Here is a 25,618-nt window from a genome sequence, read left to right as displayed (position 1 = left end):
AGCGGGCTTGCCCGCGATAGCTACCTCAATGGCAACTCAATTCTCCCGCTTTCCCCCGGCACCGTCGGCCAATCCCCGGCCGCCCAGCGCTGACGCGCCTGTTCGATCAACGCCGGATCACTGGCGACAAAATTCCAATTGATCCGCCGTGGCCCGTCCAGCGGCGCGCCACCGAAGATCACCAGGTGGCATTCGGTCTCGGCAAACAGCGCCATGCTCTGGCCTGCCGGCAGCACCACCAGGCTATGGGCCTGCACCGGTTCGCCGTCCAATTGCGCATCACCGTCGAGCACGTACACCGCCCGTTCCTCATGTTCATCAGGAATCAGCAGGGTGGTGGCGGTTTGCATATGAACCTCGGCATACAGCGTCGGCGACAGCACGGGCACCGGTGACTCCAGGCAGAAGCCACTGCCGGCGATCAAGCGGATCGTCACGCCTAGGTTGTCGCTGACCGGCAGGCTGGTGGCGGGGTGATGGCTGTAATGCCCCGGGCCCTGCTCATGGGCCTTGGGCGATGCCAGCCACACCTGCAGGCCGTGCAGGTTGAAACCCTCGGCCTTGAGCGCGTCGGGCGTGCGTTCGACGTGGGCGATGGCGCTGCCCGCAGTCATCCAGCTGACATCGCCGGCCTGCACCACTTGGTCGGAGCCGAGGCTGTCCCTGTGCAGCAGTTCGCCTTCAAACAGGTAGGTGAGGGTCGACAGGCCGATATGCGGATGCTGGCGGATATTCATGCCGCTGCCGGGCGCGTAGCGGGTCTGGAGCATATGGTCGAAAAACACGAAGGGCCCCACGCTGCGGCACTCTCGCGAGGGCAGCGGGCGCAGGATAGGTTGGCCTTCGACATCTTCTGGGCGCGGGCGGATCACGGTCACGGTGGTCATGGAGCATCCCTGTCTGAGCGGGTTCGTAGGGCTTGAGCATAACCCGCCAGACAGGGAACCGGTGTTATTGGCTGAATGCACCTTCGGCGAGCTGGGTTTCGATGTTGATCTCGGCGGTGGTCATCAGTTTGTGCACCGGGCACTTGTCGGCCACGCGGTGCAGTTCAGCGCGCTGCTCGTCGGTGAGCACGCCCTTGAGGGTCAGCTTGACGTTGAGCTTGTATTTGCCCTTTTGCTCCTCGCTGCTGTCATGGGTCACTTCCACGGTCACGCCAGTCAGGGGGATGTCTTTTTTCTGTGCATACAGTTTGACGGTCAGGGCTTTGCACGAGGCCAGCGCGGCGTCGAAGTAATCGTGGGGCGAGGGCGCCGAGTCGTCGCCACCCAGGCTCTTGGGCAGGTCGGTAAACAGCTCGTGGTTATTGATGTTGACGCTATGGCGAAAGTTCTCGGTGTTCAGCGTGTTGACGATAACGGGCATGGTAAACCTCACAAGGTGGCAGGATGAACGTCATGCAGTTATAGAGCATGCTGGCATCGGAGTGTTCCGCGTTTTTTGCCGGATGAACCCTGGCAAGTCACCGGCGGTCTACCTCACTTAACCTGGATTGAGATTTTATCGTGCCCTGGACCCACCTGACCCTTGCCCTCTTGCTTAGCGCCAGCAGCCTGGCCGTGCACGCCCGCGACTATGCCTACAGCGACGCGCACCTGCATTACGTCGACTTCTTCCAGGAGACGGCAGGCATGGACAAGCTGCTCAAGGCCATGGCGGCCAATCGCATCGAGCATGTGATGATTTCCGGCGTGCCCGTGGCAAAGAAATGGCATGAAGACGAGCCCAAGCGCCCGCGCTATTACGCCGGTGATGACGCGGATGCCTATTGGTACAGCGCCACCGATGTGATCGTGGCCGCTGCGGTCAACAAGCTGACCGCCGAACAGCGCCAGCATTTCCATCCGTTCCTCAGCGGCTTCAACCCTAACGACAAGAACTCCGAGGCCCATATCCAGCGCATGCTCGACCTCAATCCAGGGCTGTGGCAGGGCATCGGTGAAGTCTTCACCCGCCACGATGATCTAACGGCACTGACCTCCGGCGACACGCCACGGGCCAATAACGAGGCCATGACGCGGATTTATCACCTGGCCGCCGAGAATGACCTGCCGGTGCTGGTGCATTCCAACATCACCTCCAAGCGCGAGCGCAATCCTCTGTATCTGGCAGAGATCGAAGAGCCGCTGCGCAATCATCCGCACACCCGGTTTATCTGGGCCCATGCCGGCACCAGCATGGAGATCCACCGGCACCAGACGCAGCTGGACTTCCTGCTGCCGACCCTGAGCCGGATGCTGGAGGCCTATCCCAACCTGTACGTCGACCTGTCCTGGAGCGTGCTCAACCCCTATTTGCTGGATGAGGCGGGAAAGCCCCGGCCGGAGTGGCTGGAGCTGGTAGAGCGGTTCCCGGAGCGCTTTATGCTGGGGTCTGATGTTGTAGGGCGGTTCAACAAGCTGGGTAAGGAAATGCGTAGCTTCACTCCTTTCCTTGATGCCTTGCCTGAAGACGTTGCGCGAAAAGTTGCGCGGGACAATTTCCTCGCGATTTTGCCCAAGGCGCGCTGATCGGGTTTGTCATCGTCCCGTCATACCGGTGTCATAAGCTCCCGCCATCTCACTCAAGGAGCCCACTATGCACCTCACCCGTTTAAGCGCCCTGGCGGCATTGATGATGATCAGCGGCCTGGCCAGCGCCGAAGTCCGTATCGAAGGCCCGGTGGAATTCGGCGTGTTTGAAGGACCCAAAGCCGAGCTGCAGTCGGGCGAGCGCGTATTGCGGCGCAGCAACGAACAGATCCAGGCCACCACCGAGGTGCCCGCCAAGCTGGGCACCAAGTTTGGCCTGCGCTACCAGTTGCTGGGCAAGGTCGCCGAAGATACCCCGCTGACCTTGCTCTACTTCACCCCCGGCATCCGTACGGCCGACGGCCAGCGCCATGACAAATTCGAAGTGACCCAGAAACTGGTGCCCGGTGCGCCTCAGGACGTGATGGCCTATGAGTTCACCGAAAGCCACGAAGTGGTGCCGGGCGAATGGCGATTCATGGTGTTCCAGGGTGACCGCTTGCTGACACAGAAGAGCTTTACCGTGCGCTGAATCGCTACAGTCATGGAGTCGTTGGATAAAGGCGTTTTGATATCGCGTTTTCGTCTTACGCAAAAAGTCGAAGACGCCGATACCTTTCATGAGCAACCCGCTGCAGGTGGATGCAGCGCTCTTGAAAGGAATCAGCGCAATGAGTATCAGAAGTCTCAATATCGCTCCGCGTGCAGGCCTGGGTTTTGGATTGTTGGCGTTGATGGTGTTTGTGCTGGGCGGGTTCGCCTTGATGCAAATGGCCAATATGCGCGAGCAATCGGATCAGGTGGAAACCAACTGGCTGCCCAGCGTGATGGCCGTCGGCGAAATGAATCAGGACCTGCTGCGGGTGCGGGCCTTGACCTTGCGTCTACTGGTCAACCGCGACCCGCAGGCGGTGGCGCAGAATGAACAGAAAATCAGCGATATCAAAAAGCAGCTGCACAACGCGCAGTCGCTGTATGACGCGCTGATCGTCCTGCCCCAGGAGCGAGTGCTGTTCGACCGCTTCAAGGTCGAGGAGCAGCAATACCTGCAACGCCAGGAGCAGGTCATGGCGTTCTCCCGGCAAAATCAGGTGGAGGAGGCGATCAAGGTGGTCAACGGCGAGATGAATCATCTGGCCGATGCCTTGGCCGGCACCCTCGGCGAACTGGTCACACTGAACAAGGACAGCGCCAACCAGGCGGCAGACTTGGCCCAGCGGGTATTCAGTCAGTCGCGAATCTGGGTGGTCGGCATGATCGCCGTGACCGCGCTGATTACCATCGCCCTGGCCGTTTTGTTGACCCGCAGTATCGTGTTGCCACTGGCGCAGTCGGTGAGGGTCGCCCAGGGGGTCGCCAGCGGCGACTTGACCGGCGAGATCACCGTCAGCGGCAAGGACGAGCCAGCGCGCCTGCAACAGGCGCTCAAGAGCATGCAGGAAAACCTGCGCGAGACGATCCGACGCATTTCCGACTCTTCCAACCAACTGGCTTCTGCTTCCGAGGAACTCAGTAGTGTCACCGAAGACGCCACCCGTGGCCTGCACCAGCAAAGCCAGGAAATCGAACAGGCCGCCACGGCGGTCAACCAGATGACCGCAGCGGTGGAGGAGGTGGCCAGTAACGCAGTAGCCACCTCACAGGCCTCGCGGGAGTCCGATCGCATTGCCCAGCACGGGCGCGAGCAGGTGCACCAGACGGTGTTGTCGATCGAGTCCCTGGCCGACGACGTGACCGCCAATGCCACCCAGGTCGAGGACTTGGCGCAGAAGGTGTACGGCATCAGCAAGGTATTGGATGTGATTCGCTCCATTGCCGAACAGACCAATCTGCTGGCGCTGAATGCGGCGATTGAGGCGGCGCGGGCGGGCGAGGCCGGACGGGGTTTTGCGGTGGTCGCCGATGAAGTGCGGGCCCTGGCCCATCGCACCCAGCAATCGACTCGGGAAATCGAACAGATGATCGGTGGGATTCAGCAAGGCACCGATCAGGCCGTCAGTTCCATGCAACAGAGTAATGGCCGGGCACGTGCGACCCTGGACATCGCCAAGTCAGCAGGCACAGCGTTGGAGGAGATTGCCTCGGCGTTCACCCTGATCAACGAGCGCAACCTGGTGATCGCCAGCGCGTCGGAGCAGCAGGCGGCGGTGGCGCGGGAAGTGGACCGCAACCTGATGAATATCCGCGACCTGGCGATGCAGACATCGGCGGGGGCCAATCAGACCAGTGCGGCGAGCCATGAGTTGTCGCGGTTGGCGGTGGACCTGAACAGCATGGTGGCGCGGTTTTCGGTGTAGGGCTGAAGATCGCCATCGCAGGCAAGCCAGCTCCCACATTTGACCGCGTTGGAATGCGATCAATGTGGGAGCTGGCTTGCCTGCGATGAAGGCGACACGGTCCAGCATTAACCCCGCCCAATAAAAAACGCCCCGAACCAGTCGGGGCGTTTTCACATGCACAACCTGCGGGGTATTACTTACCCTGCCAGCGTTTCAGTACCAAGGTGGCATTGGTGCCACCAAAGCCGAAGCTGTTGCTCATGACCGTGTTGATGGTGGCATCTTCACGGGTCTTGGTCAGGATCGGCATATCAGCAACGGCTGGGTCCAGCTCTTCGATGTTGGCCGAGCCCGCCATGAAGTTGCCTTCCATCATCAGCAGGCAGTAGATCGCTTCGTGAACGCCTGCAGCGCCCAGGGAGTGACCCGACAGGCTCTTGGTGGAGCTGATGGCTGGAGCCTTGTCGCCGAATACCGCACGTATGCCTTCCATTTCCTTGGAGTCGCCCACCGGAGTGGAGGTGCCATGGGTGTTCAGGTAGTCGATGGGTGTATCGACGGTGGCCATGGCCATCTGCATGCAACGAATGGCACCTTCGCCGCTTGGCGCAACCATGTCGTAGCCGTCGGAAGTGGCGCCGTAGCCGACGATTTCCGCGTAGATCTTCGCGCCACGGGCCAGGGCGTGTTCCAGCTCCTCGACCACGACCATGCCGCCGCCGCCGGCGATGACGAAACCGTCACGCTTGGCATCGTAGGCCCGGGAGGCTTTTTCCGGGGTTTCGTTGTACTGGGTGGACAGTGCGCCCATGGCGTCGAACAGGAACGACTGGCTCCAATGTTCTTCTTCACCGCCACCGGCGAATACGATGTCTTGCTTGCCCAACTGGATCTGCTCGACAGCGGTACCAATGCAGTGGGCACTGGTGGCGCAGGCGGAGGAGATCGAGTAGTTCACGCCCTTGATCTGGAATGGAGTGGCCAGGCACGCGGAAACGGTGCTGCCCATGGTCCGCGTGACGCGGTACGGGCCAACGCGCTTGACGCCTTTCTCGCGCAGGATGTCCAGCGCTTCCATCTGGTTCAAGGTCGACGCGCCGCCGGAGCCAGCGATCAGGCCGGTGCGCACGTTGGATACCTGGTCGTCGCTCAGGCCGGAGTCGGCGATTGCGTCTTTCATGGCCAGGTAGGCATAAGCTGCGGCGTGGCCAACGAAGCGATAGATCTTGCGATCGATCAGTTCTTCGAGGGGGAGGTCGATGGAGCCGGAAACCTGGCTACGCAGACCCATTTCGGCATATTCCGGGTTGAAGCGGATGCCAGGGCGACTTGCACGCAGGTTAGCGGAGACGGTCTCTTTGTCATTGCCCAGGCACGAAACGATGCCCAGACCAGTGATAACGACGCGGCGCATGCGGATAACCCTTAAAAGTTGTCAGTGGAAGTAAACACGCCGACGCGAAGGCCTTCGGCGGTGTAGATCTCGCGACCGTCGACGCTCACCGAACCATCGGCGATGGCCAGGTTCAGCTTGCCCTTGAGGACGCGCTTGATCTGAATGTTGTAGGTGACTTTCTTGGCGGTCGGCAGGACCTGGCCAAAGAACTTCACTTCGCCCGAACCCAGGGCGCGACCGCGGCCCGGCAGGCCTTGCCAGCCAAGGAAGAAGCCGACCAGTTGCCACATGGCATCAAGGCCCAGGCAGCCCGGCATGACCGGATCGCCTTCGAAATGGCAGGCGAAGAACCACAGGTCCGGGGTGATATCCAGCTCGGCGACCAATTCACCTTTGCCGTACTTGCCACCCTCTTCGCTGATATGGGTGATGCGATCCACCATCAGCATATTCGGGGCGGGCAGTTGCGCGTTACCTGGGCCGAACAGCTCACCGCGACTGCAGCGCAGCAGGTCTTCCCGGGTAAAGGCGTTTTGTTTGGTCATGCGAGCTCCTCAATAATCCCATGCGGCAGGGCCGGGTAAATCTTCCCGACCGACTGAAGCGTGCTTGCCTCACGTCGGCAGCCTACAGGTAGACTATTGCGTTGTAGTGAAAGTCACAGCATCAAGGACATGAATGTACACTTGTGCACTGAAATTTTAAACCGGACTTATTTATAGGCCCGCTTGGGTGCCTAAGACTGCCGCACTTTCGTCTTTCACGCCAGTCGCAGTTGGCTGATGGTGCCCATCTAATGCACCCAGCGTTGCAGGATTTGCTGCAAATCCGTGCGTTTGAACGGCTTGGCCAGGTAATCGTTCATTCCTGCGGCCAGGCATGCCTCGCGATCGCCCTGTAGCGCGTTGGCGGTCAGGGCAATGATCGGCAGGTCGGCGCAGCCGGGCAACTGGCGGATCTGGCGTGTCGCTTCATAGCCGTCGATCACCGGCAGCCGGCAGTCCATCAGGATCGCCGTGAAAATCAGGCTTTCGGCGCTGCGAATCGCTTCGGCACCATCGGTGGCGATGCTCACCTCGAACCCCAGGCTGCGCAGCATGGCTTCGACCACGGTGCGGTTGACCGGATTATCCTCCACCAGCAACACATGGCGGCCTTCACCGGCGCTGGCTTTGTGCTGGGTGTCCGGGGCGATCTGTGGCAGGCTCTGCTGGTAGATCGCCAAGGGGATTTCCAGGGTGAACACCGACCCCAGGCCTTCCTCGCTCTGGGCACGCAAGGTGCCGCCCATGCGCTCGGCCAGGGTGCGGGCAATCGGCAGGCCCAGCCCGGTGCCACCGTAACGCCTGGAGATAGAGCTGTCCGCCTGCTGAAAGGCGTCGAACATCAGTTCCAGGCGCTCGGCCGAGATGCCAATCCCGGTGTCGCGTACCGTGCAGGTAAACCACAGCAGCTCATGGTCCAGGGTCTGCCAGTTGGGCTCGACGCTGACCGTGCCTTGCTCGGTGAACTTCAGCGCATTGCCGATCAGGTTCACCAGGATCTGGCGGATCCGCGTCGGGTCGCCCTGTACGCGCAAAGCGTCCATGCCCGGCGGGATCGACAATTCCAGGGCCAGCCCGCGTTGTATGGCGCTGTGCTGGAAGGACTGGGCGCAACTGTTGATCAGGTCCACCAGGTTGAACGGAATATGCTCAAGCTCCAGGGCTGAGCGTTCGATACGCGAGAAGTCGAGGATATCGTTGATGACTTTGAGCAGGTGTTCGGTGGACTCCGAAGCCAGTGCGGCGTACTCGGTCTGCTCGTCGGTCATGGACGTGGTTTCGAGCAATTGCAGCATGCCCAGCACACCGTTCATCGGTGTGCGCAGTTCGTGGCTCATCATCGCCAGGAAGTCGGACTTGGCACTGTTGGCGCGCTCGGCCTCTTCCCGCGTCTGGATCAATTGGGCCATGGCCTGCTGCTGTTCACGGCTGGCGTGGTGCAGGCCTTCGGCAAGGTTGTTGATATGCCGTGACAGGTCGCCCAGCTCGGAGTCGTCGACAATCGGCAGTGGGGTCTTGTAGTCCCCCTGCTGGATCGCCTTGACCGCATTGCCCATGGCGCTGATCGGTTGCGACAGGCTGGCGGCCAGGCGCCGTGCCAGCAGGAAGGTAAAGAGCAGGGCAAACAGTGCGAGGATTGCGGCCTTGAAGAGGATTTCCTGTTGGCGCTGGCTGAAGGCGTCATTGGACATGCCGACGATCACCCGGCCCAGATAGTCGGCCCGTGGCGCCTTGGGTTGCGCGGTGCTGTCCTGGAAAAAGTCGTTGCCCAGCTGGATATGCTGCAGGCGGATCGGCGCCTGGAAGATCTTTACCGACAGCGAGCGGTCGTGCTTTTCCGAGGGCTGCTCGACGTACACCAGGATGTTTTCTGCGCTGTCCTGGATTTCCAGGAAGCGCACATGGGGCGTGGCCAGGGTGGCCCGCAGCAGGCTGTCGAGCACGTCGTTGTTGCCCGAAATCACGCCGTACTCGGTGGCCGGGGCCAGTTGGTTGGCGATCAGTTGGCCGGTGTGGTCCAGTTCCTGGCGCAGATCCTGGATCCGCACGAAGGTAAAAAAGCTGATTAAAAGCAACGTCAGCAACAGGGCCGGGCCCAGGGTGATGATCTGAGTACGGGTGTTGATATCCCAACGGCGACGCAAGGTCATGGGTGTTTCTCCCCTTCGGCCAATCGGGTCGCGACGGCGGTTTCGTCCACCTGTTCGATTCCCAGCGAGCGCGCCACTTGCGGGTTGCCCACGACTTTGAAGTGATCCGGGTACAGCGAGCGCGGCCAACCGGCCTGCGGGCGATCGAGCAGGCGGTCAAGCACATTCAGCCAGTCGGCCTGGTCGCTGTAGGTGCTGGCCAGGCTGCCGGCCCGCACGAAGCCGGCGTTGGGCCCGATCAGTGGCAATTGCCTGGCGTAGCTGCTCAACAGCAGGTTTTTCACGGTTTTGGGGTTGTACAGCTGCGGATCATCCAGCCCTAGCAATACATCGCTGTTTTTGAACAGGCTGAGCAGCGGGCGGCTGTCGTTGATGTTGTCCCAGTGCTGGGCGACGATTTCCAGGCCCAGGGCCGCCGCATGCTGGCGCAGCTCCGGCAGCAGGAATTCGCTATCGCTGCCGTACAGCACGCCAATGCGCCGGGCCTGGGGCAGGATATTGGCGATCAGGCGCAGCTGCCGGTCCACCGGCGGGTCGCTCCACAACAGGCTGATCTTGGCGGGCACATGATTGCCCAGGCGCTCGCGGGCTTGCAGGCGGCTGATGCGCAGCACCAGCGTCGCCGGGCCCTGGGTGTCCTGCAGGCGCCAGTCGAGGCTGGGCAGGTCCAGCAGGATCAGGCGGGTGTTGCCCGGCAGTTGGCCGGGGGCGGGCATGTCTGGCAGGGCCTTGAACGTGACGCTGTCGGCAGGACGTTGCTCGCGCAGAGCCTGGGCGAAGGCCTGTACACCGGGGCCATCCTCGGCGGCGGTCAGCAGGATTTCGGCGCTCCACGCGGGCATGGCCAATGCCAGGCTGGCAAGCAGCAGGCAGCGGCGCCAGAACCTGGCGCCAAAGAAGGCGCTCATCCTTGACTGGGCAGGGTTCATGTCAGAACTCTAACTCGGCACTGAAGTAGAGGACATGGCGCTGGTCGTAGTTATTGTCGAGCTGGGTGGTGGGCTGGTGGTCGAGGCGTTGTTGCAGCATGCCGGCCAGCTCCAGGTTGGCCTTGCCCAGGGCGATGCGTTTGGCGACCCGCATGTCGACCCGTTCAAAGCGATATTGGTTGAGTGCATCGTTGCCATAATAGAACAGCGCACTGGACCAGCCACGGCCCCATTCGCGCATCCAGCCCGCCGAACCGCTGTTGCGCGCGGTCTGTTGCCGGTCCAGCGGGTTGCTGGCGTCGGCATCCACATAAGCATAGGTCAGGCGCAGGCGGTCGGCGGTACTCAGGTGCCAGTCCAATTGGGTCTCGGTGCCGGTAAAGCGCGAGCTGTTACTGTTGCTGGCGATGTATTGGTTATTGCGCAAGGGCTCGCTGATCATGCCGGTGATTTCGTCATAGAACAGTTTGACGTCGACGTTCAGCCCGATATCGGCAAAAAAACCGTTGTAGCCCAACTCCCGGGAGCGCATCAGCTCTTTGTCGAGATCGCCCGGGCCCCGGGTCTTGACGAAATACTGGCCGACGTTCTGCCCGTAGGTGGGGGAGCTGAGGTTCGTGACCTTATAACTCCAGTTGACGTTGTTCTCGAACATGTCCGGCGAGCGGATGGCTTCGGAGTACACCGCGCGCAACCCGTGGCGCGGGTTGATCAAGTAGTTGACCGCGACCCTTGGCGTCAGCGAGTTGCCGCTCAGGTCGGTGTTTTCGTACATCGCCCCACCCTGCAACAGCCAGTGCTCGCTGGCGCGCCATTCCAGGTGGCCGAACAGGCGCCAGGTGGTGTCGTCCAGCCGGCCATTGAAGTAGGTGTCGGAGTCGGCGCGGTCGTAGCGGTAATTCATGCCGCTGACCAGGCGCAGGCTGTCGGACAGGCTCAGGGTGTCCTGGACTTCCAGGTCGTAGCGGCTTTCCTTGGTGCTTTGGTCGATGTTGCCGCAGACACTTTCCTTGCCGCCGTTATTCCATTGTTTCAGGACTTCTTCGGCCAGCGCCTGCTCTGCTGCGGAGCCTTGCGGGGGCCTACCGTTTTCATAGTCCTTCATATGCCGCGCCAACTTTTCAGCGTAGTTGGGGTTCATTTGCCACAGTTGCGTCAACTCCGGGCTGAACGAGACCTTGGCATCACAGGCCGTCCAGACCTGGCGGCGATCCCATTGCTGTGCCGAACCCTGGACATACAGGCTATGGTCGGGGTTGAAATCGAAGTTCCAGCGCAGGGATGCGGCGTAGTCCTTGGCGCTGACGTCGGAATCATTGCCACCATCGGTAATCCCGGCAAACACCGGCTTGTAGGTATAGGGCCGCTGGTTGGTCCCTTCCTTGGCGTTGATTTGCCAGTCGATGCTCTGCTGCTGGTCGAGGGTCTGGCTGACCTTCAGGCTGAAGCGGTTGAGGCGCCGGCTATCGCGGTAATCGGCGCCCACGCGGTCGCTGTCAAAGCCGTCGTCCTGTTGCCCGGACAGCGATAGCCGCAGGTTGCCGGTGTCCCAGCCCAGGCCCTGGCTGGCATACCAGTCGTTGATCCCGCGCTCGCCCCGGGTCATTTTCATCCGCGTGCCCAGGCTGTTGGCCGGCGAGCGGGTGAGGATATTGACCACAGCCATCAGCGAATTGGCCCCGTAGCTGACGGTATTGGGCCCACGGAACACCTCGATTCGCTCGATATCCTCCATGGCTACCGGAATATCGCTCCAGTCCACAGTGGCGAGGCCGGCGCGGTACACCGAGCGGCCATCGATCAGCACCTGCATGCGCCGGGCTTCGCTGGCGTTGGTGCCGTGATAATTGACGGCAGCCTGGTTGCCCGAGGTGTAGCCCACCATCATCCCGGGCACCAGGCGCAGCAACTCGGCGATATCTCGTGCGCCGCTGGCCTTGATCAGCTCGCTGTCGATCACCGTCATGCTGCCAGGCACCGCGGCGGCCGACTGCTTGAGTCGGGTCGCCGTGAGGACTTGGGGCAGCGGCTGGTTGTCGAGGAACAGATCGTCGGCCAGCAACGGCGTGCTGACCAACAGCGCCAGCAACAGAGATGAACGAGGAGGAGGGCCCAAATACACGGAACGGCCTTGATAATTGCGGATAGCCGCCCATGTTAACTGAGGCGGGCGCTTTTGCCAGTCGGCGCTATCGCAATTACTGTGGTCTATTCGGCCATTTTCCGACAATCGCGGGAAATTACGGAAGGGCTGGCCGCCATCGGGCCGGCCCGTATAATGCCGCCATCGCCACTGCTATGGATTAACGGATTGCATATGACTGAACAGCGCCCAATTGCGGTCCTGGGAGGCGGAAGTTTTGGTACCGCCGTGGCTAATCTGCTGGCCGAAAACGGCCATCAGGTGCGTCAGTGGATGCGCGATCCTGAACAGGCCGAGGCCATCCGGGTCAACCGCGAAAACCCCCGTTACCTCAAGGGCATCAAGATTCATCCGGCCGTTACGCCGGTCACGGACCTACAGGCCACCCTGGATGATTGCGACCTGTGCTTCGTCGCGTTGCCCTCCAGCGCTTTGCGCTCGGTGCTGGCGCCCCATGCCGAACGGCTGGCGGGCAAGATGCTGGTCAGCCTGACCAAAGGCATCGAGGCCCAGACCTTCAAGCTGATGAGCGAAATCCTCGCGGACATCGCGCCCCAGGCCCGCATCGGTGTGCTCTCCGGGCCGAACCTGGCGCGGGAAGTGGCCGAGCATGCCCTGACCGCGACCGTGGTCGCCAGTGAAGACGAGGCGCTGTGCGAACAGGTACAGGCCGTGCTGCATGGCCGGACCTTCCGCGTCTACGCCAGTGCCGACCGCTTTGGCGTGGAACTGGGCGGCGCGTTGAAAAACGTCTACGCCATTATTGCCGGCATGGCGGTGGCCCTGGGCATGGGGGAAAACACCAAGAGCATGCTGATCACCCGCGCGCTGGCGGAAATGACCCGCTTTGCGGTCAACCAGGGTGCCAACCCCATGACCTTCCTTGGCCTGGCCGGGGTGGGCGACCTGATCGTCACCTGTTCGTCGCCGAAAAGCCGCAACTACCAGGTGGGCTTTGCCCTGGGCCAGGGTTTGAGCCTGGAAGATGCCGTCACCCGCCTGGGTGAAGTGGCCGAAGGGGTCAATACCCTGAAAGTGCTGAAGGCCAAGGCTCAGGAAACCGGGGTCTATATGCCGTTGGTCGCCGGCCTGCACGCGATCCTGTTCGAAGGGCGCACTTTGAACCAGATCATCGAGTTGCTGATGCGTGCCGAACCCAAGACTGATGTCGACTTTATTTCCACCAGTGGTTTCAACTGAGGAACGCGCGATGAACGATCCCAAAGCAGCACCCAAGTATGAATCTATCGTCCTGCGCATCCTGTGGATGCTGGTGTTTGCCCTGGTCTGGCAAGTGGCGCAGTTTATCCTCGGCGCGTTGGTGGTGGTGCAGTTGATCTACCGCCTGATCTACGGCGCACCGAACCTGGGCCTGATGAACTTTGGCGACAGCCTCAGCCAGTTCCTTGCGCAGATTGGCCGTTTTGGCAGCTTCCACAGCGAGCAGAAACCCTGGCCCTTCGCCGATTGGCCAACCCCGCGCGCCCCGGAGGGAGAGGCCGCCCACAGCGTGCCGCCGGCCCCGCACCCGGTGCGCGATGAAGAGCCCAAGCTATGAAGTTGTGGGTGCTGCGCCACGGTGAAGCCGAGTCCCATGCTTCCAGCGATGCCCAACGCAACCTGACCGAGCATGGTCGCCAGGAGGTGCTGCACAGTGCCGCACACCTGATCGGCCAGCCCATCAGCGCGATCATCGCCAGCCCTTATGTGCGGGCACAACAGACCGCGCAACTGGTGCGCGAAGCGTTGGGCTTTACGCCAGAGATCCGCACGGTGCCGTGGCTGACGCCAGACGGCAACCCCCTGCAAGTGCTGGAAAAACTCGATACCGATGACAATGTGCTGCTGGTCAGCCATCAACCGTTGGTGGGCAACCTGATCAGTTTTCTGCAGCACGGGCACCAGCGCCAGCCCCAACCGATGCACACCGCCAGCCTGGCAGAGCTGGAAGGGGATTTTCCGCTGGCGGGGCTGATGAGCCTCAATAGCGTCAAAAACCCCTGATTGTTCAGGCACAACACAATCAACGGTGGGAGCGGGCTTGCTCGCGAATACGGTGTATCAGTCAATGAATATATTGGCTGACACTGCGCATTCGCGAGCAAGCCCGCTCCCACACTTATTTGTGTTGTGTCAGCAAGGAACTTGCAGTGCTCCTTTGTGCATGGAATAGTCCACCAAGCAAGTGCTTGGTTGGCTACCATCGGAACACACAGGAGCGCGTCCCATGTCTGTCGCTTTTCGTTTGCCGCTGCAGGTTTTCTTTGAACGTGAGGCGCGCCATCCGCGCCAGCGCTTCCTGGTCCAGCCCATTGGCGGTGGCGAGGTGCAGACCCTCACCTGGGGCGAAGCCGGTCACCAGGCCCGTTGTGCCGCCCATTGGCTGCGCGCGCGGGAACTGCCCCAGGGTTCGCACATTGCCCTGATCTCGAAGAACTGCGCGCACTGGATCATCGCCGACCTGGCGATCTGGATGGCCGGGCATGTCTCCGTGCCGCTGTATCCCAACCTTACCGCCGACTCCGTAGCCCATGTGCTGGAACATTCCGAGGCGGCGCTGGTGTTTATCGGCAAGCTTGACGACTGGCCTGCCATGGCGCCGGGCATCAAGCCTGGGCTGGCGACCATCAGCCTGCCTTTGTGCCCCAAGGGCGAATTCGACTTCACCTGGGCCGACCTGCAAGCCAGTTCGCCGATTCAGGATGACCCCGCACCTGCGGCGACAGACCTGGCCACCATCATCTACACCTCCGGTACCACGGGTCTGCCCAAAGGCGTGATGCACACCTTCGGCGGCCTGGCGTTTGCCGCGACCCGGGGCACCGAGTTGTTCGGCCTGGGGGAGGGTGATCGCCTGCTGTCCTACTTGCCACTGTGCCATGTGGCCGAGCGCATGTTTGTCGAGATGGCCGCGATCTATACCGGGCAAACGGTGTTTTTCGCCGAAAGCCTCGACACCTTCCTTACCGACCTGCAACGCGCCCGGCCCACGGCGTTGTTTGGTGTGCCGCGGATCTGGACCAAATTCCAGATGGGCGTGTACGGCAAAATCCCGGAAAAACGCCTGGACCTGCTGCTGCGCCTGCCGTTTGTCGGCAAGCGTGTCGGCCGCAAAGTCCTTGCCGGCCTTGGGCTGGACGCGGTGCGGGTAGCCCTGTCTGGGGCCGCACCGGTACCCGAGGCGCTCCTGCGCTGGTACCAGCGCCTGGGCCTGGATGTGCTGGAGGTGTATGGCATGACCGAAAGCTGTGGCTATTCCCATGTCTGTCGTCCCGGCCAGCAGAAGATCGGTTGGATCGGCTTGCCGTGCCCGGACGTAGAGGTGCGCATCGACCCGGTCGGAGAGGTCCAGGTGCGTAGCGGCGCGACCATGCTCGGTTACTTCAAGGACCCACAGAAGACCGCCGAGACCCTCACCGAGGACGGTTTTCTGCGTACCGGCGACAAGGGCGAGCAGGATACCGAAGGCCGTTTGCGCCTGACCGGGCGCCTCAAGGAAATCTTCAAGACCAGCAAGGGCAAGTACGTCGCGCCGGCACCCATCGAAAACCGCCTGGCAGAGCACGGGCGTATCGAACAGGTGTGCGTGGTTGGCGATGGCCTGAGCGCGCCGATGGGCTTGTGCGTGCTGTCTGCGGTGGGCCAGCAGGAGGCCGCCGGCGAGGCCCGGCAATCCTTGCACGCCAGCCTGGAACGCTTGCTGGAAGAGGTTAACCAGGTGCTGGATAAACACGAGCGCTTGCGTCAACTGGTGGTGGTGAAGGACAGTTGGGCGGTGGAAAACGGCTTTCTGACGCCGACCCTGAAGATCAAACGCAACATTATCGAGTCAACCTACGGCCCACAGTTCCAGGCCTGGAGCGCGCGCTCCGAGGCGGTGCTGTGGCAGGATTGAGCATTCAATAAAATCAAGAAGGACACTGCAATGAGCCTGTGGCGCACCGTTCCCGATATCGAGCAAATCAATGCCAGACAGAAAAACACCATTGGTGAAGTGCTGGATATTCGCTTCGAGAGCTTCGACGACCAGTCCCTGACCGCGAGCATGGTGGTCGACCATCGCACCCATCAACCCTATGGGCTGCTGCACGGCGGGGCCTCGGTGGTGTTGGCCGAAACGGTGGGCTCCGTGGCCAGCTACTTGTGCATAGACCCCGCCAAGTTCTATTGCGTGGGCCTGGAAATCAACGCCAACCACCTGCGCGGCCTGCGTTCCGGGCGGGTGACGGCGGTGGCCCGGGCGATCCATATCGGGCGCACTACCCATGTCTGGGACATTCGCCTGACCAGTGACGAGGGCAAGGCCAGTTGCGTGTCGCGCCTGACCATGGCCGTGGTGCCGCTGGGCGAGACCCCGCCGGTACGATAGGCGTGGCGTGAGTGACATCATTCCTGGCAGTTACAGTCATTGCTGTAGCGGCCAGGCGTGGGGACAATCGATTTCTGTTTTTGAAGATGGGCAGGCTATGTCGCAACATGTGTTTTTCACTCATGCCAATGGCTTTCCTTCGGCGACCTACGGCAAGTTGTTCGATGCCCTGGCGCCGGAGTACGCGGTGGCGCACCTGTCGCAGCACGGCCACGACCCGCGGTTTCCGGTGGATGACAACTGGCAGAACCTGGTGGACGAACTGATCCATCACCTGGAGCAGCAACCGGAGCCGGTGTGGGGCGTCGGCCATTCACTGGGCGGCGTGTTGCATTTGCACGCCGCCCTGCGCTGCCCGCAGCTGTATCGCGGGGTGGTGATGCTCGACTCGCCGGTGCTGACCCTGGCTGACCGCTGGGTGATTCGCGCGGCCAAGCGCTTTGGCCTGATTGACCGCTTGACCCCCGCCGGTCGCACCCTGGGCCGGCGCGAAGAGTTCAGCGACCTGGATGCCGCCCGCCAGTACTTTTCCGGCAAGACGCTGTTCCGCGGCTTTGACCCGGAATGCCTGGAGGCCTATTTGCAGCACGGTTTGCACCAGGTGGGCGATCGCCTGCGCCTGCGCTTCGACCCGGCAACGGAAATCAGCATCTACCGGGGCGTGCCGCACACCAGCCCCGGCCAGACCCGCCAATTGAAAGTGCCACTGGCCGTGGTACGCGGCCGGCAGAGCCGGGTGGTGATGCGCCATCACGCCAGCGGCGTCGCGCGCCTGCCCATGGGTGAGATGCTGACCATGCCTGGCGGGCACATGTTTCCCCTTGAACGCCCGCAGGACACCGCGACCTTGATCAAGAACCTGTTTACCCGCTGGGAAGCCCGCGCGCGTGAGCGCAGTTGCGCATGACCGCACCCGTCGAAGAAGTCCGCCTGAGCCTGCCGCATATCGAGCTGGCGGCCCATCTGTTCGGCCCCGAAGATGGTCTGCCGGTGATCGCCCTGCATGGCTGGCTGGATAACGCCAACAGCTTCGCGCGCCTGGCGCCCAAACTGCAGGGTTTGCGCATTGTCGCCCTGGACATGGCCGGTCACGGCCACTCGGCCCACCGCCCGGCCGGGGCAGGTTATGCCGTGTGGGATTACGTGTTTGATGTGTTGCAGGTGGCCGAGCAACTGGGCTGGAAACGTTTTGCATTACTTGGTCACTCCCTCGGGGCGATTGTCTCCACGGTGTTGGCCGGGGCCTTGCCAGAGCGTGTGACGCACTTGGGGTTGATCGACGGTGTGATCCCGCCGACCGCAACCGGCGAGAATGCCGCCGAACGCATGGGCATGGCGTTGCAGGCGCAAATCAACCTGCAAGACAAACGTAAACCGGTGTACGGCACCCTTGACCGCGCGGTGGAGGCGCGGATGAAGGGCGTGGTCGCAGTCAGCCGTGAAGCCGCGGAACTCCTGGCCCAGCGCGGCTTGATGCCGGTGCCGGGCGGCTACACCTGGCGCAGCGACAGTCGCTTGACCCTGGCATCGCCGATGCGCCTGACGGAAGAACAGGCCATGGCCTTCGTGCGCCGGGTGGCCTGTCCCGCACAGTTGGTGGTGGCGCAAGAGGGCATGCTGGCCAAACATCCCGAGCTGCTTTCCCAGCTTCCTTTCGCGGTAACCACCCTTGCAGGTGGCCATCATTTGCACCTGAACGACGAGTCGGGGGCGGCTCTTGTTGCAGACTGTTTCAATCGCTTCTTCACCGCGCCTTGACTTGGCGGGGGCAACTGTCGAGGCTGGGCGGATTGAAAGGGAGTCAACCATGAACAATCCGAATATCGCGAAGGCATCCACCGGCCAAGGCGCACCGATCCGATGAGTAGTGCCAAGGGAATTATCCGTGTGCTTGGGCTGTGCTGCATCAGCCCGTTGGTTTTCGCTGCTGATCTGCCGGGAAGCCAGGATCTGCCCAGCGTGGCTCGACAGGTGGATTCGCAGATTGTCGACTACCGTCCCGCCGAAGAAAAAGAACGCATCTACCCCATGGGCGCGATCCGCAAGATCAGCGGCCAGTTGCGCTACGAAGGCCAGGCCACGGCGCGGGGCCAAGTGACAGCCATCACCTATGAACTGCCCGCCGAGCACAGCTCCAGCGCGGCCTTCAAATCCACGCGCGAGGCGTTGCAAGAGCAAGGCGCGCAGTTGCTGTTCTGGTGCCAGGCCCGCGATTGTGGCGAAAGCAGCTTGTGGGCCAACGAGGTGCTGGGCAACTCCAAACTGGTTGGCGCCGATGGCCAGCAGGAGTTCCTGTTGCTGCGCCTGGCAGCCCCCCAGGACAACTCCCTGGTAGCGCTCTACGGCATTACCCGCGGCAACCGTCGCGCTTACCTGCATGTGGAACAAATGGACGCCAGCGCGCCCCTGGGGCAATTACTACCCACCTCGGCCACCCTGCTGCGCGAATTGAAAAGCACCGGCGACCTGGATTTCCCCTTGCTGGGGGCAGAACCCGACGCAACGTGGTTGACCCTGATTTCCCGTGGATTGAACCTCGATACCACCTTGCGGGTCAGTGTGAGCGGGCCTGACGCCGAAGCCTGGCGCCAGGGCCTGATCGACAAGGGCGTGCGTGCGGCGCGATTGGAAACCGGCACGGGTGAGGCCAAGGGCCTGCACCTGCAAGTTATCCGCTGATCGTTCCAGGGCGAACGGACCCGCGCCGTTCGCCTAAGCTCTCCCTCAACAGACTTCTTTTCGAGAAACCACATGCTCAACAATGATCGCCTGCTGGTGCAGATCCTGCTCCTGGTGCTGTTTGGTGCCAGTTTCTGGGTGATGGCGCCGTTCTGGTCGGCGCTGTTCTGGGGCGCGGTGCTGGCGTTTGCCAGTTGGCCGCTGATGCGCCTGTTGACCCGTGCCCTGGGTGGGCGCGAGTCACTGGCAGCGGGGATCCTGACCCTGGGCTGGATGTTGCTGGTGGCAGTGCCGCTGGTGTGGCTGGGCTTCAACCTGGCCGACCATGTGCGCGACGCCGTGGCGCTGATCAAGGATGTGCAGGTCGATGGCTTGCCCGAAGCACCCACCTGGCTGGGGTCGATCCCCTTTGTCGGGGAGCGGCTGGTGGGCATGTGGGACAGCATCGACCAACAGGGCGCGGCCTTGATGGTCACGATCAAGCCGTACCTGGGGCAGGTCGGCAACTGGTTGCTGGCCCGTAGTGCGCAGATCGGCGGCGGCATCCTGGAACTGACCCTGAGCCTGGTGTTCGTGTTCTTTTTCTACCGCGACGGGCCGCGCCTGGCGATGTTCGTCCACCGCCTGCTGGAACGCTTGATTGGTGAGCGTGCCGGTTACTACATCGACCTGGTGGCCGGCACGGTCCAGCGGGTGGTTAACGGCGTGATCGGCACCGCCGCCGCCCAGGCATTGCTGGCACTGATCGGCTTCCTGATCGCCGGGGTGCCCGGGGCGCTGGTACTGGGTATCGTCACCTTCCTGCTGAGCCTGATCCCCATGGGCCCGCCGCTCGTCTGGATCCCGGCCACCGCCTGGCTGGTGTGGAAGGGCGACTACACCTACGCGGTGTTCCTCGGCGTCTGGGGCACGTTCATCATCAGCGGCGTGGACAACGTGCTCAAACCGTACCTGATCAGCCGCGGTGGTAACCTGCCACTGGTGATCGTGTTGCTGGGGGTATTTGGCGGGTTAATTGCGTTTGGCTTTATCGGCTTGTTTATCGGGCCGACATTGCTGGCGGTGGCGTACAGCCTGTTGACGGATTGGAGTGCGAGCCAGGCGCAGGTTCGCCGGGAAGACAAGGTGGGCTAGCCCTGATACGCGCCCATCTGTAGTGACGCGCCTACTAGTTGTGGCGAGGGGACAAACCTCCTTGTCCCAACAGCCGGCTCACTGCAGGTTGGGTTTGGCAGTTACGACGAGGTCATGGATAGCGACATTTCCGCTGTTAACCCACCGCTCAAGCGTTTCACGACAAAAGGCTTTACGTGTCTGGAGCAATATTATCGGGAACTGATCAATGGTTCGATTTGAAAGCTAGCCAGTAAATGAAATTATCCTCGTCTCGCGCTTCACCGCCCCCCCAGAAACTGCCATTTCCTACGAAAACTCTGCCGTTTTAGCATGCTTCCTACGCTGCACAACTTAATGTAATGACTGTTTTCTAGCATCTAGTGCTGTTAGTGAAACGGCGCTTGGTGATACCGCTTGTCGGTTTCTATTTGTGGGCTTTACGAGATCTCTTATTACTTCCTAAAAATATTAAGGTTCGTGGGGTGGAATCTGTAAGGCTGAAGGGTTAGACAAATTATTAATTATTAAAAGTATTTTTTTAGCTTTCGGTAATTGGGTTTTATGGGGGGCGGAAGATTCTGATTTTTATGTGGGAATTTATTTATATTTAAATAAGTAAATTCCCACAGTCTGGTTTTTCAATATTTGAGTTCCGCTCAAAAAGAACTAGCTTGGTTTTATCACCCTATACCGGGTGATAGTGATCGGCATTCCAAAAGTTTGGAGAATCAAAATGAAAAGTGAAAGCTTGGGCGAAACTGTTTTTAGCTTCAGTGATGATTTTGGATTTGATTCACTCTCTTGTGCTGCTGGAGCCTCTGGCAGTGCGGGTGGATGCGGTGGCAGTGGAGGGGACGCAACCGAACCCGAACTGCACTCCAAGATGCGACCTACCTAGAAATTACAGATGTGCTTGTTTCTCCGCTAAGCAATAGTGTTTCTGAGCATGAGTTTAGTTTTTTAGGCCTGCGCTCAGCGCTAAATAGCGAAAAAATTACAGGATATTTGTATTCTAGTGTCTCTGCCGTAGAGGGTGTTCGATGCGTTTTTAGTAAGTATATTTCACCAGATCTGTTTATGCATATGAATAATGCACAGGGAATAAATATCGTTAACAAATACAGTGAAACATTCAAGGGTTCTATCGTGCGGGATAGGTTGAGGGTAATGGTGCCATTTCCTTGAGGTAAATAACTATGTGCGATAACTTAATGTCAAAGTCCTTGTCGTTGGCAGTGCTCTTAATAAAAGAGCAAGTCAAGGAGCCCCTTGCGTTGTTCTGGATTGTTGTGTCTCCCGGAGTGGTTTTTTATTTGTTGAGCTATTCGAGAGGTCTCACTTATTCAGCATCAAACGACTATTTATCCAGCACGTCTTGGTTTTATGCTTATGTGGCTTCCAGTGTCGCATTGTTTGGCTTTGCATTTTATATTGTCGGGCGCAGGGAGAGCGGGTTTGTTAGGTCGTTTATTTATACCTTTCGTACAAAAGTGATTTTCATGGTGGGGCAATTTATCGCTTATTCATTTATGTCTGTGATGTATTGTGCTGTTTTTTATTTGATCACCCATATTGTTTTTGGTCCGGTGAGCCTCATGGAGTTTTATATTGTGCTTGTCAGGTTTTATATATGCTTTGTTCTATTTTCTATACTCTCTCTGTTATTGACGTTGATCCCGATTAATTTCCAGAATACAAATACATTATTTTCTGTTGTGTCATTTGCCATGCTGGTAGTCGGTGTGGCGGGTATGAACTCGTCTCTGCCGTTGATGACGGTTGTCAGTTTTTTTAATCCGCTGTGGTGGGCGAATAGAATAATGGTGGAGGGGGTTGCTCAGTTGGGTTTGTTAGTCGCTGTTATAGTTATATTGTATATAGTGGTTTTTTTGATTTCTGTCCGATTTTTGCTTGTGACACCCGTTTGGAGTCGCTACTGATGAGAAGGTTTTCTGCGCAAGCTATCGGCTTTAAGTATGCGAACCATACCGTATTTAAAGATGCATCGCTGAAAGTCGAGTCCGGCTCGATTTCAGGGCTTCTAGGGCCGAATGGTTCGGGTAAAACTACTTTTTTTGATATTGTTTGTAATTTAAGGAAGGTTGATAGTGGTGCGATTGCGGATGAGTTTTCGAGCCGGGTTTATTTGTCGTAGGTGATTTCGACGCCTGCTGTATTTCGTATGTCTGATATTTTTAAAATGATTGCTCTGTTTTGCTCCGAGAAAAAAATGACTAAAAAAGATTCTCTCGAGAAGCTGGAGTTGTGGAGCCCGGCTTTAGTCGAGCGTTACTTAAGTATATGGGATAAAAAATCATCTCTTTGCAGTTATGGTGAAAAGCGCTGGTTTTTTACTTTGTCTTTGCTGTCTGTTGCGGCGGATTTTGTGATTCTTGATGAGCCTACGGCGGGTGTTGATCCGGAGTTTCGATATCACATATGGAAGTGTTTACGAGGTGCTGCAAACGAAGGGGCGGCAATTTTGGTCTCTTCGCACAACGTTGAGGAGGTGGCCAGTGGTTGTGACGATTTTTACATGATTGCTCAGCAACGGTTTAACCATTTTACTAACGCTGTGAACTTTATGAGCCATTACGGTGCAACTACGTTAGATGAAGCCTTTATCAAAGCGGTAAACATACGCAATCCCTTATAGAGACTGGCTTCTGGGTAGCCAAAGCACCGCCGTCAGTCCGCCCCCCGGTGTTTCCTCCAGATGTAGCCGGCCGCCCAACCGCTCCACCGCCTCCTTGGCAATGGTCATGCCCAGCCCCACGCCCCCGGAATTGCGATTGCGTGAGCCTTCCAGGCGGAAAAACGGTTCGAATACCGCCTCGCGTTGTTCGGCAGCAATCCCCGGGCCATGGTCGATTACCCGGATCACCAACGCCTGGGGGCTGTCCTGCAGTTCGATGCGTGCCGTACCGGCATAGCGCAGGGCGTTGTCGATCAGGTTGTTCAGGCACGAACGCAAGGCCATGGGCTGTACTTGCAGCGGCGTGCTGTGGCCCTGGCACTGCACGTCCGCACCCTGGTCCTGGGCGTTTTCGCTCAGGGACTGCACAAGTGCCTGCACGTCCAGCCACTGCCGGCTTTCGCCAGTGCGTTGTTCGTGCAGGTAGCTCAAGGTGGCGTCGAGCATGCCGATCATGTCGTCCAGGTCCTGGCGCATCTGGCCCTGCAGGCGCAGATCGTCGATCTGCTCCAGGCGCAGCTTGAGCCGTGAAAGTGGGGTGCGCAGGTCGTGGGAAACCGCGCCAAGCATGCGGGCGCGCTGGCTGACCTGTTCGCGGATGCGGCGCTGCATCAGGTTGAAGGTCGAGGCGGCCTGGCGCGCTTCAAGTGGGCCGGATTCGTCCAGGGGCGGGCTGTGCAGGTCCACACTCAAACGCTCGGCGGCCGCGCTCAAGCGCTGGATCGGGCGGCTGAGCAACTTGGCGCCGAACCATGCGGCGATGATCAGCGAGATAAACTGGAACGTCAGCGGCACCACCGGGCCGCCGAACCAGGGCCGCCGATGGGCCTGGGGCGCAGCCTGCAAAGAGCCGTCCGCCTGCTCGATCATGACGTCTACGGGCGGTGGCGGCGGTGGGCCGTAATGGTGAAACCAAAAGAACGCCAGCACATGGGCCAGCACAATGGCTATCAGCAGCACCCCGAACAAGCGGCCAAACAAGGTGTTGAAGGCGTTGCGCATCAGCCGATGTCCCGCGCGTCGAACAGGTAGCCTTCGCCGCGTACGGTCTTGATCAGTTGCGGGGCCTTGGGGTCGTCTCCCAGTTTCTGGCGCAGGCGCGAGACCAGCAGGTCGATGCTGCGATCAAAGGCTTCGATCGAGCGTCCACGGGCCGCATCCAGCAGTTGTTCACGGCTGAGCACTCGGCGCGGGCGTTCGATGAACACCCACAGTAGACGGAATTCGGCGTTGGACAGCGGTACTACCAGGCCATCATCCGCTACCAGTTGGCGCAGCACGCTGTTGAGGCGCCAGTGATCGAAGCGGATATTGGTGCGTTGCTCAGTGCGGTCATCACGCACCCGACGCAGGATGGTCTGGATCCGCGCCACTAGCTCCCGCGGTTCGAACGGCTTGGACATGTAGTCGTCAGCCCCCAGTTCCAGGCCGATAATGCGGTCGGTGGGTTCGCAGCGAGCCGTCAGCATCAGGATCGGGATATCCGATTCGGCCCGCAGCCACCGGCAAATCGACAACCCATCTTCGCCGGGCAGCATCAGGTCGAGCACCACCACATCAAAAGTCTCGGCTTGCATGGCCAGGCGCATGGCGGCGCCGTCGGTCACACCGCTGGCGAGGATGTTGAAGCGGGCCAGGTAATCAATCAGCAGTTCGCGGATCGGCACATCGTCGTCGACGATCAACGCGCGGGTGTTCCAGCGTTTGTCCTCGCTGGCAAGTTCATGGGGCAGGGCGGAAGGGGTATGCATGGTGCGATCATCTGCCAGGTTGGCCGTCAGGCCCAAGGGCCGCAGCGGGGTAATTGCGTGAGCATAGGCGCCGTGTCGGGCCGTGCGGGCAAGGCTACTGCCGGGGCATGTTGTAGGCGTGTCGTGAATGTATCGACTTTGAAATATTAGCCGGTTATTCCAGGAAAATAGGCGCTTGCCGAGGATTTACCGATCATCGGATCCCGCAAAGCCGCTGCTTGCGCTACAATCCGCGCCGATTTCGACTTGCCTGAGAGCCCATTCCAATGTCCGTCTGCCAGACTCCTATCATCGTCGCCCTGGATTACCCCACCCGTGACGCCGCACTGAAGCTGGCTGACCAGTTGGATCCCAAGCTCTGCCGCGTCAAGGTCGGCAAGGAACTGTTCACCAGCTGCGCAGCAGAAATCGTCGGCACCCTGCGTGACAAGGGCTTCGAGGTGTTCCTCGACCTGAAATTCCACGATATCCCCAACACCACCGCGATGGCGGTCAAGGCCGCCGCCGAGATGGGCGTGTGGATGGTCAACGTCCACTGCTCCGGCGGCCTGCGCATGATGGCTGCGTGCCGTGAGGTGCTGGAGCAGCGCAGCGGTCCCAAGCCGTTGCTGATCGGTGTGACCGTGCTGACCAGCATGGAGCGTGAAGACCTGGCCGGCATCGGCCTGGATATCGAGCCCCAGGAACAAGTGCTGCGCTTGGCTGCCCTGGCGCAGAAGGCCGGCCTCGATGGCCTGGTCTGCTCGGCGCTGGAAGCTCAGGCGTTGAAGGCCGCCCATCCGGCGCTGCAGTTGGTGACGCCGGGGATTCGTCCGGCAGGCAGCGCCCAGGACGACCAGCGCCGTATCCTCACGCCACGCCAGGCGCTGGATGCGGGTTCTGATTACCTGGTGATTGGTCGCCCGATCAGCCAGGCGGCTGACCCGGCCAAGGCCTTGGCCGCTGTGGTCGCCGAAATCGCCTGATGCCCTTGGGCTAAACACGTAGGAGCTGGCTTGCCTGCGATAGCATCACCTCGTGGTTACTGAAAAACCGAGGTGTCTGCATCGCAGG

23 protein-coding genes and 1 pseudogene are annotated in these 25,618 nt (G+C 60.2%); 15 read left to right on the top strand and 9 right to left on the bottom strand.

Annotation, left to right across the window (positions count from 1 at the left end; genetic code table 11):
• Window positions 1–20 precede the first annotated feature (20 nt).
• Window positions 21–887 carry a pirin family protein gene (locus BHC62_RS14780; protein WP_070995400.1) on the bottom strand — a complete coding sequence of 289 codons (867 nt, stop codon included), beginning with the start codon at window positions 885–887 and terminating at the stop codon, window positions 21–23.
• 64 nt (window positions 888–951) lie between these two features.
• Window positions 952–1,368 (bottom strand): OsmC family protein, encoded by a 417-nt coding sequence (locus tag BHC62_RS14775; RefSeq protein WP_029292701.1) that lies wholly within the window; start codon window positions 1,366–1,368, stop codon window positions 952–954.
• Between the two features lie 140 nt (window positions 1,369–1,508).
• Here BHC62_RS14775 and BHC62_RS14770 point away from each other — a divergent pair, with 140 nt between their 5' ends.
• From BHC62_RS14770 to BHC62_RS14760, 3 genes are all read left to right on the top strand, one after another.
• Window positions 1,509–2,513 (top strand): amidohydrolase family protein, encoded by a 1,005-nt coding sequence (locus BHC62_RS14770; protein ID WP_070995399.1) that lies wholly within the window; start codon window positions 1,509–1,511, stop codon window positions 2,511–2,513.
• 67 nt (window positions 2,514–2,580) lie between these two features.
• Window positions 2,581–3,045, top strand: coding sequence for a DUF3859 domain-containing protein (locus BHC62_RS14765; protein ID WP_070995398.1), 465 nt, complete (start codon window positions 2,581–2,583; stop codon window positions 3,043–3,045).
• Window positions 3,046–3,184: 139 nt separating this feature from the next.
• Entirely contained in the window at window positions 3,185–4,810 is a 1,626-nt protein-coding gene (locus BHC62_RS14760; protein ID WP_070995397.1) for a methyl-accepting chemotaxis protein, read from the top strand.
• 175 nt (window positions 4,811–4,985) lie between these two features.
• Here BHC62_RS14760 and fabB read toward each other — a convergent pair whose 3' ends face one another.
• The 5 genes from fabB to BHC62_RS14735 all read right to left on the bottom strand — a co-directional run bounded on the left by fabB (window position 4,986) and on the right by BHC62_RS14735 (window position 11,934).
• Window positions 4,986–6,206 (bottom strand): beta-ketoacyl-ACP synthase I, encoded by a 1,221-nt coding sequence (gene fabB, locus BHC62_RS14755; RefSeq protein ID WP_029292709.1) that lies wholly within the window; start codon window positions 6,204–6,206, stop codon window positions 4,986–4,988.
• Between the two features lie 11 nt (window positions 6,207–6,217).
• Window positions 6,218–6,733, bottom strand: a complete 516-nt coding sequence (gene fabA, locus BHC62_RS14750) for a 3-hydroxyacyl-[acyl-carrier-protein] dehydratase FabA (RefSeq protein ID WP_010211704.1) — start codon at window positions 6,731–6,733, stop codon at window positions 6,218–6,220.
• A 248-nt stretch (window positions 6,734–6,981) separates the two neighbouring features.
• Window positions 6,982–8,883 (bottom strand): ATP-binding protein, encoded by a 1,902-nt coding sequence (locus BHC62_RS14745; protein WP_070995396.1) that lies wholly within the window; start codon window positions 8,881–8,883, stop codon window positions 6,982–6,984.
• Window positions 8,880–9,791, bottom strand: a complete 912-nt coding sequence (locus BHC62_RS14740; RefSeq protein WP_070995395.1) for an ABC transporter substrate-binding protein — start codon at window positions 9,789–9,791, stop codon at window positions 8,880–8,882. Before BHC62_RS14740 ends, BHC62_RS14745 begins: the two co-directional genes overlap by 4 nt.
• Before the next feature lie 22 nt (window positions 9,792–9,813).
• Window positions 9,814–11,934 carry a TonB-dependent siderophore receptor gene (locus BHC62_RS14735; protein WP_070995394.1) on the bottom strand — a complete coding sequence of 707 codons (2,121 nt, stop codon included), beginning with the start codon at window positions 11,932–11,934 and terminating at the stop codon, window positions 9,814–9,816.
• A gap of 195 nt (window positions 11,935–12,129) precedes the next feature.
• On the opposite strand from BHC62_RS14735, the gene BHC62_RS14730 reads away from it, so the two are divergent.
• The 11 genes and pseudogenes from BHC62_RS14730 (at window position 12,130) to BHC62_RS14680 (ending at window position 22,775) form a co-directional block, all read left to right on the top strand.
• Entirely contained in the window at window positions 12,130–13,155 is a 1,026-nt protein-coding gene (locus tag BHC62_RS14730; protein WP_070995393.1) for an NAD(P)H-dependent glycerol-3-phosphate dehydrogenase, read from the top strand.
• 10 nt (window positions 13,156–13,165) lie between these two features.
• Entirely contained in the window at window positions 13,166–13,513 is a 348-nt protein-coding gene (locus tag BHC62_RS14725; protein ID WP_029292722.1) for a DUF4389 domain-containing protein, read from the top strand.
• Complete coding sequence (gene sixA / locus BHC62_RS14720; protein WP_070995392.1) at window positions 13,510–13,959, top strand: phosphohistidine phosphatase SixA; 450 nt, start codon at window positions 13,510–13,512, stop codon at window positions 13,957–13,959. Before BHC62_RS14725 ends, sixA begins: the two co-directional genes overlap by 4 nt.
• 223 nt (window positions 13,960–14,182) lie before the next feature.
• Window positions 14,183–15,850, top strand: a complete 1,668-nt coding sequence (locus tag BHC62_RS14715) for an AMP-binding protein (RefSeq protein ID WP_070995391.1) — start codon at window positions 14,183–14,185, stop codon at window positions 15,848–15,850.
• A gap of 30 nt (window positions 15,851–15,880) precedes the next feature.
• On the top strand, window positions 15,881–16,324 hold the full coding sequence (locus BHC62_RS14710) for a hotdog fold thioesterase (protein WP_070995390.1): 444 nt from the start codon (window positions 15,881–15,883) through the stop codon (window positions 16,322–16,324).
• 97 nt (window positions 16,325–16,421) lie between these two features.
• The gene (locus tag BHC62_RS14705; RefSeq protein ID WP_070995389.1) at window positions 16,422–17,231 is read left to right on the top strand and encodes an alpha/beta fold hydrolase; all 810 of its coding nucleotides are present in this window, start codon (window positions 16,422–16,424) and stop codon (window positions 17,229–17,231) included.
• Complete coding sequence (locus BHC62_RS14700; RefSeq protein ID WP_029292733.1) at window positions 17,228–18,082, top strand: alpha/beta hydrolase; 855 nt, start codon at window positions 17,228–17,230, stop codon at window positions 18,080–18,082. Before BHC62_RS14705 ends, BHC62_RS14700 begins: the two co-directional genes overlap by 4 nt.
• A 102-nt stretch (window positions 18,083–18,184) precedes the next feature.
• Complete coding sequence (locus BHC62_RS14695; RefSeq protein ID WP_070995388.1) at window positions 18,185–19,003, top strand: DUF4892 domain-containing protein; 819 nt, start codon at window positions 18,185–18,187, stop codon at window positions 19,001–19,003.
• A 72-nt stretch (window positions 19,004–19,075) separates the two neighbouring features.
• Window positions 19,076–20,137 (top strand): AI-2E family transporter, encoded by a 1,062-nt coding sequence (locus BHC62_RS14690; protein WP_070995387.1) that lies wholly within the window; start codon window positions 19,076–19,078, stop codon window positions 20,135–20,137.
• A 1,193-nt stretch (window positions 20,138–21,330) separates the two neighbouring features.
• The gene (locus tag BHC62_RS14685) at window positions 21,331–22,059 is read left to right on the top strand and encodes an ABC transporter permease (protein ID WP_256324361.1); all 729 of its coding nucleotides are present in this window, start codon (window positions 21,331–21,333) and stop codon (window positions 22,057–22,059) included.
• Window positions 22,059–22,775 (top strand): annotated as a pseudogene (locus tag BHC62_RS14680) (AAA family ATPase). Before BHC62_RS14685 ends, BHC62_RS14680 begins: the two are co-directional and overlap by 1 nt.
• Here BHC62_RS14680 and BHC62_RS14675 read toward each other — a convergent pair.
• Both BHC62_RS14675 and BHC62_RS14670 read right to left on the bottom strand, forming a co-directional pair.
• On the bottom strand, window positions 22,770–23,816 hold the full coding sequence (locus BHC62_RS14675) for a cell wall metabolism sensor histidine kinase WalK (RefSeq protein WP_070995385.1): 1,047 nt from the start codon (window positions 23,814–23,816) through the stop codon (window positions 22,770–22,772). The pseudogene BHC62_RS14680 and the gene BHC62_RS14675 overlap by 6 nt on opposite strands.
• Window positions 23,816–24,565: a response regulator gene (locus BHC62_RS14670; protein WP_029292741.1), complete on the bottom strand. Its 750-nt coding sequence runs from the start codon at window positions 24,563–24,565 to the stop codon at window positions 23,816–23,818. The genes BHC62_RS14675 and BHC62_RS14670 overlap by 1 nt, the downstream gene beginning before the upstream one ends.
• A 266-nt stretch (window positions 24,566–24,831) precedes the next feature.
• Here BHC62_RS14670 and pyrF point away from each other — a divergent pair, with 266 nt between their 5' ends.
• Window positions 24,832–25,530, top strand: coding sequence for an orotidine-5'-phosphate decarboxylase (gene pyrF, locus BHC62_RS14665; RefSeq protein WP_029292743.1), 699 nt, complete (start codon window positions 24,832–24,834; stop codon window positions 25,528–25,530).
• Window positions 25,531–25,618: the final 88 nt, after the last annotated feature.

Origin of the sequence: Pseudomonas sp. 06C 126, from assembly GCF_001855215.1 — a bacterium.
Classification (GTDB): Bacteria; Pseudomonadota; Gammaproteobacteria; order Pseudomonadales; family Pseudomonadaceae; genus Aquipseudomonas; species Aquipseudomonas proteolytica.
This window is presented reverse-complemented; position numbering and strand designations above follow the sequence as displayed.

Coding starts and splice junctions, on each gene's coding strand:
- BHC62_RS14685 (WP_256324361.1), top strand. CDS start 21,331: ATGTCAAAGTCCTTGTCGTTGGCAGTGCTCTTAATAAAAGAGCAAGTC.
- BHC62_RS14675 (WP_070995385.1), bottom strand. CDS start 23,816: ATGCGCAACGCCTTCAACACCTTGTTTGGCCGCTTGTTCGGGGTGCTG.
- BHC62_RS14745 (WP_070995396.1), bottom strand. CDS start 8,883: ATGACCTTGCGTCGCCGTTGGGATATCAACACCCGTACTCAGATCATC.
- BHC62_RS14710 (WP_070995390.1), top strand. CDS start 15,881: ATGAGCCTGTGGCGCACCGTTCCCGATATCGAGCAAATCAATGCCAGA.
- sixA (WP_070995392.1), top strand. CDS start 13,510: ATGAAGTTGTGGGTGCTGCGCCACGGTGAAGCCGAGTCCCATGCTTCC.
- pyrF (WP_029292743.1), top strand. CDS start 24,832: ATGTCCGTCTGCCAGACTCCTATCATCGTCGCCCTGGATTACCCCACC.
- BHC62_RS14700 (WP_029292733.1), top strand. CDS start 17,228: ATGACCGCACCCGTCGAAGAAGTCCGCCTGAGCCTGCCGCATATCGAG.
- BHC62_RS14705 (WP_070995389.1), top strand. CDS start 16,422: ATGTCGCAACATGTGTTTTTCACTCATGCCAATGGCTTTCCTTCGGCG.
- BHC62_RS14695 (WP_070995388.1), top strand. CDS start 18,185: ATGAGTAGTGCCAAGGGAATTATCCGTGTGCTTGGGCTGTGCTGCATC.
- BHC62_RS14690 (WP_070995387.1), top strand. CDS start 19,076: ATGCTCAACAATGATCGCCTGCTGGTGCAGATCCTGCTCCTGGTGCTG.
- BHC62_RS14670 (WP_029292741.1), bottom strand. CDS start 24,565: ATGCATACCCCTTCCGCCCTGCCCCATGAACTTGCCAGCGAGGACAAA.
- BHC62_RS14725 (WP_029292722.1), top strand. CDS start 13,166: ATGAACGATCCCAAAGCAGCACCCAAGTATGAATCTATCGTCCTGCGC.
- fabA (WP_010211704.1), bottom strand. CDS start 6,733: ATGACCAAACAAAACGCCTTTACCCGGGAAGACCTGCTGCGCTGCAGT.
- BHC62_RS14760 (WP_070995397.1), top strand. CDS start 3,185: ATGAGTATCAGAAGTCTCAATATCGCTCCGCGTGCAGGCCTGGGTTTT.
- fabB (WP_029292709.1), bottom strand. CDS start 6,206: ATGCGCCGCGTCGTTATCACTGGTCTGGGCATCGTTTCGTGCCTGGGC.
- BHC62_RS14780 (WP_070995400.1), bottom strand. CDS start 887: ATGACCACCGTGACCGTGATCCGCCCGCGCCCAGAAGATGTCGAAGGC.
- BHC62_RS14740 (WP_070995395.1), bottom strand. CDS start 9,791: ATGAGCGCCTTCTTTGGCGCCAGGTTCTGGCGCCGCTGCCTGCTGCTT.
- BHC62_RS14715 (WP_070995391.1), top strand. CDS start 14,183: ATGTCTGTCGCTTTTCGTTTGCCGCTGCAGGTTTTCTTTGAACGTGAG.
- BHC62_RS14765 (WP_070995398.1), top strand. CDS start 2,581: ATGCACCTCACCCGTTTAAGCGCCCTGGCGGCATTGATGATGATCAGC.
- BHC62_RS14775 (WP_029292701.1), bottom strand. CDS start 1,368: ATGCCCGTTATCGTCAACACGCTGAACACCGAGAACTTTCGCCATAGC.
- BHC62_RS14730 (WP_070995393.1), top strand. CDS start 12,130: ATGACTGAACAGCGCCCAATTGCGGTCCTGGGAGGCGGAAGTTTTGGT.